The organism is Kitasatospora sp. NPDC056531 (genome assembly GCF_042794375.1).
In the GTDB taxonomy this organism is placed as follows: domain Bacteria; phylum Actinomycetota; class Actinomycetes; order Streptomycetales; family Streptomycetaceae; genus Kitasatospora.
Genome location: NZ_JBHTTU010000136.1, coordinates 1,188 through 11,381, shown reverse-complemented (window position 1 = coordinate 11,381; position 10,194 = coordinate 1,188). Strand labels below are relative to the sequence as shown.

7 protein-coding genes are annotated in these 10,194 nt (G+C 72.3%); 2 read left to right on the top strand and 5 right to left on the bottom strand.

The genetic code is table 11. The features are described 5' to 3' along the window. The first annotated feature begins 274 nt into the window (after nucleotides 1–274). Nucleotides 275–2,545 (top strand): hypothetical protein, encoded by a 2,271-nt coding sequence (locus ACFQ87_RS41550; protein ID WP_380616158.1) that lies wholly within the window; start codon nucleotides 275–277, stop codon nucleotides 2,543–2,545. Here ACFQ87_RS41550 and ACFQ87_RS41545 read toward each other — a convergent pair. From ACFQ87_RS41545 to ACFQ87_RS41525, 5 genes are all read right to left on the bottom strand, one after another. Continuing rightward, a complete protein-coding gene (locus ACFQ87_RS41545) occupies nucleotides 2,431–2,970 on the bottom strand; it encodes a hypothetical protein (RefSeq protein WP_380616157.1) in 540 nt (179 codons plus the stop codon). The genes ACFQ87_RS41550 and ACFQ87_RS41545 overlap by 115 nt on opposite strands. A gap of 522 nt (nucleotides 2,971–3,492) precedes the next feature. Next, nucleotides 3,493–4,215, bottom strand: coding sequence for a DJ-1/PfpI family protein (locus ACFQ87_RS41540; protein WP_380616156.1), 723 nt, complete (start codon nucleotides 4,213–4,215; stop codon nucleotides 3,493–3,495). Between the two features lie 568 nt (nucleotides 4,216–4,783). Then, nucleotides 4,784–5,701: an NADP-dependent oxidoreductase gene (locus tag ACFQ87_RS41535; protein WP_380616155.1), complete on the bottom strand. Its 918-nt coding sequence runs from the start codon at nucleotides 5,699–5,701 to the stop codon at nucleotides 4,784–4,786. Nucleotides 5,702–6,572: 871 nt separating this feature from the next. After that, entirely contained in the window at nucleotides 6,573–7,823 is a 1,251-nt protein-coding gene (locus ACFQ87_RS41530) for a sensor histidine kinase (RefSeq protein ID WP_380616154.1), read from the bottom strand. Continuing rightward, nucleotides 7,823–8,497 (bottom strand): winged helix-turn-helix domain-containing protein, encoded by a 675-nt coding sequence (locus ACFQ87_RS41525; protein WP_380616153.1) that lies wholly within the window; start codon nucleotides 8,495–8,497, stop codon nucleotides 7,823–7,825. Before ACFQ87_RS41525 ends, ACFQ87_RS41530 begins: the two co-directional genes overlap by 1 nt. A 275-nt stretch (nucleotides 8,498–8,772) precedes the next feature. Here ACFQ87_RS41525 and ACFQ87_RS41520 point away from each other — a divergent pair. Then, a partial coding sequence (locus ACFQ87_RS41520; RefSeq protein ID WP_380616152.1) for a glycoside hydrolase family 9 protein occupies nucleotides 8,773–10,194 on the top strand: 1,422 nt, incomplete at its 3' end.

Genomic DNA, 10,194 nt, shown 5'->3' with positions numbered 1-10,194 from the left:
CGGAGGAGCTGATCGACCTCGTCGCGCAGCAGCCGGTCAAGCAGGCGGCGAAGATCTTTTCGGGGCCCGTCGGTGTGGGTAGGGTGGCGGCGCTGGTCGCGTGCGACGGGGGGAACGGCTGATGAGTGGCGGGTTTCTGACAGGTCGATGGGGCAGACGGCGATCGACGGGATCGTCCGACCCCACGGTGTCCGCTGAATCCGCAGCGTCCCCGACGTCCTTGGAATCCGCAACGTCTTCGGAACCCCAGGACCTCGTGGAGCGCCCGGAGCCCGTGGAGCCGGGACTGTCGGCGGAGGATGCGGTGTCGGCCGCCGCGGTGGGTGAGGCGCTGAGCGTGTTCGGCGCGGAGCTGCGTGAGGCGACCGAGGGTGGACCGGGCGACGGGGTCGGGGACGCGCGGCCCGTCACCGAGGCTGACCTGATCGCCGCGGACTTCCTGGACCGGGCCCGGACGGCGTACCAGAACGCCCTGGACCGCGCGGCCACCGCGGATCTGCGCCGGGCGGCGGAGCGCCAGGCCGTCCTCGCGGAACTGCACCCGGGCCGGCAGGTGCTGCGCCGGTTCGCCGAGCTGCGTCGGAAGGAGGCGCGGCTGTGGGCCCCGATCGACACACTGCGCGAGGCCCTTGCCGCTTGCCGCCTGCCCGCTGCCGACCCCGTCGCCGAAGCGGCGCTCACCCGCGCCGAGACGGCGCTGGCGCGCGCCGTCGAGGTGGCGGCCGGGGGCGCGAGGGACCGCGTCCGGACAGTGGCCTCGGCGCTGGACACCGCGCGCACCGCGCTGGACGAGGTGAACCGGCGGCACACCGAGGAGCGGACCATGGCCACGCTGATCGGCGCGCTGCGCGAACGGCTGGACCTGGCCCGCGCGGGCCTCCTCCCGGCGGAGCCCGAGGACGGCGTCGCGCTGCCGGAGCAGCTGCTCGACGCGATCCGCGAAGTCGAGGAGGCGCTGCACCGAGCCGCGGCGGCCGCGACCGCGACCGTGCCGGGCGAGCGGCTTCCCGCGGTGCGCGCCTCGGTCAGGGACGGCGAGGCCGGGCTGCGCACGCTGGAGGCGGGCCGGGAGAAGGCCGCCCGGCAGCTGGAGCGCGACCGGAAGGAGCGGCAGCGGGAACAGGCCAAGCTGGCCGACGAGGCGAAGCAGCTGTCCCGGAAGCTGAGCCGCGATATCGCCTCCTTCCAGCGCGATATGGCCCTGGCCCGGCCGTCCGAGGCGCAGTGCGCGGCCGACCCGGTGCTGGCAGCGGGCGTCGACCGCGTCGACGCCGCGCTCCGGGTCGCCGCAGCGGCCGCGCGCGGCAGCGAGCCGGACCGCAAGCAGCTGGTCGCCCAGGCGCTCCAGCAGGGCCGCAGCGCCCTCGGCGAGCTGGCCGGCGTTCGCGCGGAGACGACCGAACTGGCCGACGCCGTCGTCGGCTTTCGCAGGCGGCTGGCCGAGACCGCTCCCCCGGAGGACAGGGCCGCCGCTACGGCCGAAGCCGCGGCGATCGCCGCGGAGCGGCGGGACGCGTGGCTCGCTCTGGCGGCGGCCGAAGCGGCGCTGCGCACCCCTGGCGGGCACCGAGCCCGCCGCGTGTTCGCGGCGCTCGGCGACGGACGCGCGGCGCTGGTGCGGCTGAGCGCACTGCGTCGAGGCGAGCCGGTCCCGCTGGAGCTGGCCACGCCGGACGAGCTCGCCCGGTCCGATTGGGAACGGCACCCGACCCGCTCCGCCGCCCGGTTCCGTTTCCGCGGCACCGGGCCGGCCGAAGTGCTGGTGGACCGCCCCGAGCCCGGCCGCCCGGCCCTGGTGGAGTTCTCCGTGCGCCCGCCGACCGAGAACCTCTCGCTTCTCGGCGACCGTTCGCATCTTGACTTCGTGAGCCGCACCGAGGCCGCGACCGAGAGCTTCGAGGGCAGGAAGCTCACCGGAACCGCCCAGGGCGTCTTCCTACTGCCCATCGGGATCACCCACCTGAATGTCGCCTGCGATCCCAAGGCGAAGTGGACGCTGCGGCTGGCGCCCACCACCGAGGCGCCCGAGGTCACCGGCAGGCTGCGCGGGCAGGGCCCCGTGGTACTGCGCTGCGCGGGACGCGGTGCGCGGCTGCTGCGCGCGCAGGCGCTGACGAACGACGAGAACTCCTACATCGGGTACGTCGACGCCGCCGGCGAGCGGCGGCCGCCGCGCTTCGGCGGGTTCCTCGGCGGCCTCGCCGCGGATCTGGTCGCCAACGGGATCGGCGAGGCACGCGGCCAGCGTTGGGTCGAGGGACCCGGCCTGGTCGTGGTCGACAGCGTCGGCCGCTGGGAGGTGGAAACCACCGCCGAGGGATCCGTCCCGAAGGCCGCGCGGCCGAAGACGCCCACGGCCGAGCTGCACCGGGAACTGCGCGAGCTGGTACGCGCACGCGAGCCGCTCTGGGAGTTGATGGCGCTACGCCTCTACCAGGCCCACACCGGGGCCGGCCGGATGCACGGGACGCCGTACCTGCGGGCCGTGATCAACGAGGTGTACCTCGCCGCCGAGGCCGAGCGGGAGCAGGCGCGGCAGCTCTGAGCCCCTTCAGCGGGCGCCGGGCCGACCGGGCCACCCTCGTGATGCCCCGGGACTCTGCCGCCACCTGCTATGACGGCTGCCGGAAGGCCGGTGGTGGGGCCGGCTGGTGCCGGCCCCACCGTGACCGGACCGCCACCGGGCAGGCGCGCCCCGGGGCCGGCGGCTAGGACCTTCAGCGGCCAGTCTTTGGAGTCCATGTCGCCCAGCGCGTAGCGGCGCAGATGCTCGGGGACAACCAGGTACGCCTCCCGCAGCGCCGCGCGCCGCTCCTCGCTCGGCTCGGCGCGGAACACGGCGACGGCGGCCGGGCAGCGGCCGGTGGAGTCGGGCCTGCCGTTGAGGCGGTCGATCTCGTCGCGGACCTCACCCGGCAACTCCTCCGGCGTCGTCCACGACTGGACCTCGGCGAACTTCCACGCGGCCACCTGGTGGGCCGACGCCCGCGCACCGTCCTCACAGCCTGGGCGAGTTGACGACCACTCATGTACGCCTGGTGGCGTCCACGACGGGGTGACGGAGCGGGCGGTCCGGTATCGGGTGGCCGCGGCCCGCGCGGAGGGGCGTCTTTCGGCCCGGCCGCGGGAGCGGAGCTCGTCACCCAGGAGGTTCGGCGTCTGCTGGCGTTCTGGGGCGGGAACGTCGCCGCGGTCACCGTGAGCCCGCTGCCCGGGACGCCGGTGATCCCACCACCTCCGTTCCGTCGCTGCAGGCTCTGCAGCGGGTGGTGCGCAGGGATCTGTCGGCGGGGGAGCGGGCCGGCCTGCGCGGCGGGGAGGCGGCCCGGCGGGCGCATGACGTGTTCGGGAAGCGGCCGGTGTTGTGGAGGAGCGCGGGGACTGAGCCGCCCCGACCACCCTCGTCCTGACGATCCGAAAGGCCGGCTCCTGACTGCCGACACCACCCTCGTCCGCCCGGCGCCCGGCTGCGCCGAGCCTTCGGGAGTTCGGTCAGTCGGCCAGGCGTTCCAGGAGTGCGGGATGGTCGGCGAGGGCCTGGCGAAGACGCTTCTGGCCCTGGGGGGCGTACTGGCCGGGGTTGGCGGCTTCCCAGTCGATCGGGCCGAACGGGGGCTTGGGGTCGTACTCGATGAACAGCTGGACCTTGCGGGCGATGTCGTGGCCGGCGAGTTCGTCGACGAGGTGGAGTGCCAGGTCGATGCCGGCCGACACTCCGGCGGCGGTGATGACGTTGTCGTCCCGGACCCAGCGTTCGGCCACCGGGATCGCCCCGAACTTGGCCAGCAGGTTGCGGTACATCCAGTGCGAGTTGGCCCGGCGGCCTTCCAGGAGACCGGCGGCGGCGAGCAGCAGCGAGCCGGTGCACACGGAGCCGACGATCTCGGAGCGTGCGGCTGCGGTGCGCAGCCTGTCCAGCAGCTTCTCGTCGGCCATCGCGGCGAGGGTGGCGGCCGTGCCGCCGGGCACGATGAGCGCGTACGGGTCGGGCATGGTCTCGAAGGTGTGGCTGGGAATCAGGGACAGCGGGGTGTCGGTCGCCATCGGTTCGATCCGCTCGCCGACCACGACCGTGTCGTAGCCGGGGACGAGATGGGACAGCTCGCTGAAGACCTGCAGTGGGCCGACGATGTCGAGCGGGGTGAGGCCCGGGTACTGGACGAAGGCGATGGTCTTCACGGGGGCTTCGTGCCGGGGGGCCGAGAAATCGGTCATGGGGATGCTCCTGGTCGCTGAGCCGATTTGCTGGGGCGGAAGAGCTGCCCTATCACCATGCGTGCCGGTGTGGACGGGGACAACAGGAGGGGCTGCGGAGTCCGAGTGAATCCGCAGGTCAGATGCCGTGGTGAGTGGCCGTCTCCTCCATCTGCTCCGACGAAGGATCGAGGCCTTCGATGACACCGGCGGTCGAGCCCATGGTGTCCTCCTGGATTCCGGGGTGCGTGGTTCGCGAGGGGGAGTGCTGGGCCGGTTGCGAGACGGGGAGGGACGGCCCGACTCCGGGGAGGCGGGCCGGGCAAGGTCGGCAGCGCGAAGGCTCAGCGAGGCCCGCCTTGCTGTGGCTCGGCTGCGCCGGGCCCTGACGGCCGGAGTCGATCTGGACCTGCCGCCCGGCCCGGAGCTGGTCGCGCTGGTGGAGGCCGCCCGGCGCGGCTTGCCGTCCGTAAGCGACAATCCGTACCGGACTCGTGACCACCGTGTCGGCGTCGAGCAGGTCGCCCGACACCGCTACACGGCTGATGCTGATCTACGAGGACGGAAGGACCGCGCTGTCCCCGGGGCCTCACGGACGAACGCGGATGATCGTCTTCCCTTGGCGTCGTTCGGTCGGGTTGAGGGCGGTGACGGCATCGTCGAGGGTCGCGACGTTGCCGATGTTCGTCCGCAGCCGTCCGTCCCGCACCCGCTGGACGATCTCACCCAGTTGCGCGCGATCGGACTCGACGACGAAGTCGATCGCCTGGCCGTGGGTGGGCCGGGCCTCAGGCGGCCCAACGACGGTCACCAGTATTCCTCCGGCCCGGATCAGGGGTGCGGATCGCTTCTGGGTGTCGCCGCCGATGACGTCGAAGACCAGGTCGACTTCGCCGACGTCTTCCAGGGTGTCGTTGTCGAGGTCGACGAACTCCATGGCGCCGAAGTCGAGTGCCTTCTGACGGTCGGCGGCACGTCCGGTGCCGATGACGTAGGCGCCGGCCTCTCGTGCGAGCTGCGTCACCATCGTCCCGACTGCGCCGGCCGCGCCGTGCGCGAGGACACTCTGCCCCGCCTGGAGGTGGCCGTGCTCGAACAGGCCCTGCCACGCGGTGAGGCCTGAGATCGGCAGGCTAGCGCCCACGGTGAAGTCGACGTCGCCCGGCAACGGCGCGAGGTTGCGTGCCTCGACGGCCGCGTACTCGGCGAGGGTGCCGTCGCGATGCCAGTCGGTGAGGCCGAACACGCGCTGTCCCACCGAGAGACCCGCCGTGCCGTAGCCGAGGGCGGTGACCACTCCGGCCAGCTCATGTCCGGGGATCGACGGTGTTCGGTCGCGCTTGAGGCGATCGGTCCAGGTCGAGGGCCACTCCATCTCGGTCGGGACGAATCCCGACGCATGAATCTGAACGACGGCATCGTTGATCGCCGGCTCCGGCTCGGGCCGCTCCGTCAGCGTCATCCCGGCCGTTCCTGCGGCCTGGTCCGTCACCACGATCGCTTTCATTTGGACACCTCTCCGTATCAGTCCTCGCCCGTGCGGCGAACGCTTCGCTGCGTCCGTGTTGGACGTGCCGGGGTTCGACCGGTGGGGAGGAGGGTTCGGGGCTGGAGCTGTGGGAGAAGGCCGGTCCGGACCGGCTGGAGTGCCCGGGGTGTGTGCCTCTGAGGAGCGAGACTGCTGTCGAGTGGGCGCACGCGTGCTGGGAGGGGCGGCGTGAGCCGCCGACTGGGGTCAGCGCCGGTCGAGCCCGGGGTCCTGTGAGCGGCGTCGGCCGGCTCCCCGCGGAGCCCGCCCTACAACGCCGGCGGTGGGAGGGTTGGTGGGCCGTGTGCGGGCGGAGGGTTGTGCTCAGCGCTGCACTGGCGCCGGGGAGTAGATGTGCCCGGCGAACCCGGCGATTTGGTTGTCCGGGAGGTGTCGGGCGAGGTCGGCTTCGGTGGTCATGACGTTCTCCTGATCGTTGCGGCCGTGTAGATCGCGGTGTGTTGCCCGCTCAGGTCTCATCCAGGCCCTTGCATCGTCCCGCCGCAGGTCGGCCCTCGCCAATCGGTTGAGCCCTGGCCCTGCCACGGCGCGGCAGGCTCGACTACGACCCCGACCACGACACCGTCCTCCAGCCCGCGCAGCGCCGTGAGCGCCACCGCTGCGACGTCGCCGACCGCGCCGCCGAGGCCGCCTACCGGGCACGCCAGAGGTCCGACGTCGCCCGCCGCCGCCGAAGCCGCGGCCGCCGAGGAGAAGCGGCGCGGCTCCTGGTGGCGCTGCTCCTGACCCCGCCTCACCCCCGCGCAGGCCGCTGACCTGCGCGGGGGAGTCTCGGCACCCCTGCATACGTTGCGTGAGACAGCCCGGCGGCGAGCCTTGCTGGGTTGTGTCAGCTGCTGGTGTGCGGGGGTAGTAGGAGTTCTGCGAGCAGGCCGCCGCCGGAGGCGGGGGAGAGCCGGGCGGTGCCGTTGTGGAGTTCGGCGACCCAGCGGACGATGGCGAGGCCCGTGCCGGTTCCTTTGCTATCTGATCCGGTGACGCTGCGTTCGAAGACCCGTTTACGGTCCTCGGCCGGTACGCCGGGGCCGTGGTCTCGTACGGCGATGCGGCCGGGGGTGACGCTCACGTCGACCGGGGTGCCGCCGCCGTGCCGCAGCGCGTTCTCCACGAGGTTGCGGACCGCTTGGGCGAGCAGTTCGGGGTCGCCGTTGACGATGGTGGGCTCGGTGGTGACGGTGACGCCGGTGCTGTCCGGCAGTTCCTCGACGGTCTGTTCGGTCAGCTGGTCGAGTCGCAGCAGGGTGAGCTCGATCTTCTGGGTGCCGGCCTCGACGCGGGCCCGGGCCAGCAGGCCGGTGACCAGTCGGCCCAGGCGGTCGATGAGGCGGACCGCTTCGTCGAGGGCGGCGGGTGCCCGGGTGGCGGAGGTGCTTCCGCTTTCGACCACCAGGCGCAGGGTGGCCAGCGGGGTGCGGAGCTCGTGCGCGGCTTCGGCGAGGAACTGTTCCTGTTGTTCGAGTCCGCGCAGTGCGGGTCGCATGGCCCGTCCGGACAGGAGGTGTCCGATGGCGGCGGCTGCCAGCACCAGGGCTGCGCAGCCGAGGGTGAGCCGGCGGACGAGGCGGTTGTGGGCGGCCTGGCTCTGTGCGGGGTCGGCTCCGACCAGCACGGCGGCGCCGATCCTGTCGCCGTCCCAGACGGGGGAGGCGGCCCATTGGATTTCCCGGCCGTCGGCCTCGGTGGCGACGAAGACGGTCTCCTGGTCGTGTTCGACCTGTTTCCAGATGTCGTCCAGTCCGGCCTGGTCGGGAAGAGCGGCGCGCGCGGTGGGCGAGTGACGGATCCGGGGCCGGCCGGGTGCGGGTGCCTGAATGACGGCGAGCCGCTCCGCGCTCAGGGCCAGGTCGTCCTCCGCCAGGGCGTTGAGGTTCAGGACGCCGGCGTCGTAGTAGAGCGTGCGGGCGAGGCCGTCGGCCCGCCGGCTGACGTCGTTGTCGAGATCGTTCGTCCGGGACCGGGCGTCGGTGCGCACAGCCAGGACGGAGAGAACCAGCAGACACAGGGCGGTGGTGGCGGCGAAGAGCAGGGTCGTTGCCCACCGGACGCGGTACAGGCGTGCGACTGCGGGACTGGGCCGCATCACAGGTCCGTGGCGGGGTCGGCGAGCCGGTAGCCGACGCCGCGTACGGTCAGGACGAGCTCGGGTGGGCCCAGTTTGCGGCGCAGCTGGCCTATGAGGACGTCGACGACGTTGGAGAGCGGTTCGGTCTGCTCGTCCCAGCAGCGTTCGATGAGGTCGGTGCGGGTGACCACCTCTCCGGCGCGCAGCATCAGGACTTCCAGGACCGCGAACTCCTTGGCGGTGAGAGTGAGCAGTACACCGTCGCGCCGCACTCTGCGGCGCGGCAGGTCGAGCTCCAGGCTGCCGACGCGCAGTTCCGGCAGTCGGGCGGGCTGACCGCGACGGCACAGGGTGCGGACGCGGGCGTTGAGTTCGGCGAAGGCGAAGGGTTTGACGAGGTAGTCGTCGGCGCCGTGCTCGAACCCGGCCACGCGGTCGCTGACCGCGTCGAGGGCGGTGAGCAGCAGGACGGGCAGGGTGGACCCGGCCCTGCGTTGGGCGGCCAGGAGCGTGAGCGCGTCCCCGTCGGGCAGGGTACGGTCGGCGACCATGCAGTCGTAGGTGTTGACTGCAAGTTTGAAGTCGGCGTCGGCGAGATCGGCGGCGAAGTCGACGGCGAAGCCTGCCTCACGCAGACCGCGGGTGATCACGGGGCCGAGTTCGGGGTCGTCCTCGAGGACAAGTACGCGCATGGCGGGCGAGCCTAATGGATCGAAAAGGACGCGAACGCCGGGGTGATCGTGATTAGGGCGTTATGCCGGGCCATCGGGCGGCGCTGAGGCCGTGGGAATCCCGCGCTCGCCCGACTCACGGTCGGGCCGGGGACCGATGAGCCGGGCCGGGGACCGATGAGCCGCGCCTGCTGCCGCCGTGGCGAGGCAGAGGCGAAGGAACTCCTGAAGGCGGCGCCGGGAGGTGCCGCAGCTGCCTCATGATCGCCTCATGGACCGGAGGGCAGTCTGCGGGCATGGCAAAGATTCGTATCCGTAAGCGCGTCATCGGCATGACCGCTGCCAGCGTGGCCGCTACCGTTCTCGCCGTCCACTGTGTCCAGTCCGCGCAGGGGGCGGACTCCCTCGCGGCGGGCGCTCCGCGTGCGGTAGTGCGCGTCGACCAGGTCGGCTACACACCCGGCGAGGCCAAGCAGGCCTATTTGATGACCTCCGTCTCCGCGTCCAAGGCGTCCTTCCGGGTCCTCGACGCCTCCGGGAAGGAGATCCTGAAGGGCAAGGTCGGCTCCTCCGCCGGAGGCTGGAACAGCAAGTACAAGGCCGTTCACACCCTGGACCTGTCCCCTCTGACCGAGCCCGGCGACTACCGGGTCGAGGTGTTCGGGCCCGTCACCGCCGTCTCCCCGACGTTCCACATCGCCGCGGCGGACGAACTCTTCGGCAAGCTCATCCAGGACAACGTCCGGTTCTTCCAAGCCCAGCGCGACGGCGCCGACGTTGTCCCCACGGAACTGCGCCGCCGGCCCTCACACCTGGCGGACCGCCAGGCCACGGTCTACGACACCCCCGCCTACGCCGACGACGAGACGGTGCTGACCGCGCCGCTCAAGCGCGTCGCCGGCCCGATCGACGTCTCGGGCGGCTGGAACGACGCCGGTGACTTCCTCAAGTTCACCCACACCGCCTCCTACTCCACCGCGAGTCTCCTGCTCGCGCAGCGCACCGCATCCGTCGGCGGGAAGGAGCTGTCCGCCGAGGCACGCCACGGGCTGGACTGGCTCGACAAGATGTGGGACGACAGGTCGCGCACCCTCTACGTCCAGGTCGGGCTCGGCAAGGGCGACACCGCCGACGGCAGCGGCAAGACCAGGTCCGACCACGATGTGTGGCGACTGCCGGAGGCCGACGACGCCCTCGACGTCAAGCCCGGTGACCCCGACTACCTGATCAAGCACCGGCCGGTCTTCCGCGCGGCACCCCCCGGCAAGCCGATCAGCCCGAACCTGGCCGGACGCGTCGCCGCCACCTTCGGCCTGGCCGCGCAGCTGGACGCCGCCGAGAACCCCGAACGGGCACACGAGGAACTCGAGAAGGCCGCGCACATCTACGCCCTCGCCGACACCAACCCCGGCGACCAACTGGTCACAGCCTTCCCCCACGGCTTCTACCCCGAGACGTCCTGGCAGGACGACATGGAATTCGGCGCCGCCGAGCTCGCCCTCGCCGCGAAGGCCCTGGGCGACAAGCGCACAGCCGACTGGACCAAGCAGGCCGGACACTGGGCCAAGCAGTACATCACCTCGGACAGCCTCGGCACCCTCGGGCTCGGCGACGTCAGCGCCCTCGCCCACGCCGACCTCGCCCGCCTGCTCGACGACGGCGCCGCCCGTACCGAAGTGACACGCGAGCAACTTGCCGCCGACCTCAAGCGCCAGCTC

What these genes read in the sequence shown, in the direction of transcription:
- ACFQ87_RS41535 (WP_380616155.1), bottom strand. Translation starts at nt 5,701, where the DNA reads ATGAAAGCGATCGTGGTGACGGACCAGGCCGCAGGAACGGCCGGGATG.
- ACFQ87_RS41530 (WP_380616154.1), bottom strand. Translation starts at nt 7,823, where the DNA reads ATGCGGCCCAGTCCCGCAGTCGCACGCCTGTACCGCGTCCGGTGGGCA.
- ACFQ87_RS41540 (WP_380616156.1), bottom strand. Translation starts at nt 4,215, where the DNA reads ATGACCGATTTCTCGGCCCCCCGGCACGAAGCCCCCGTGAAGACCATC.
- ACFQ87_RS41525 (WP_380616153.1), bottom strand. Translation starts at nt 8,497, where the DNA reads ATGCGCGTACTTGTCCTCGAGGACGACCCCGAACTCGGCCCCGTGATC.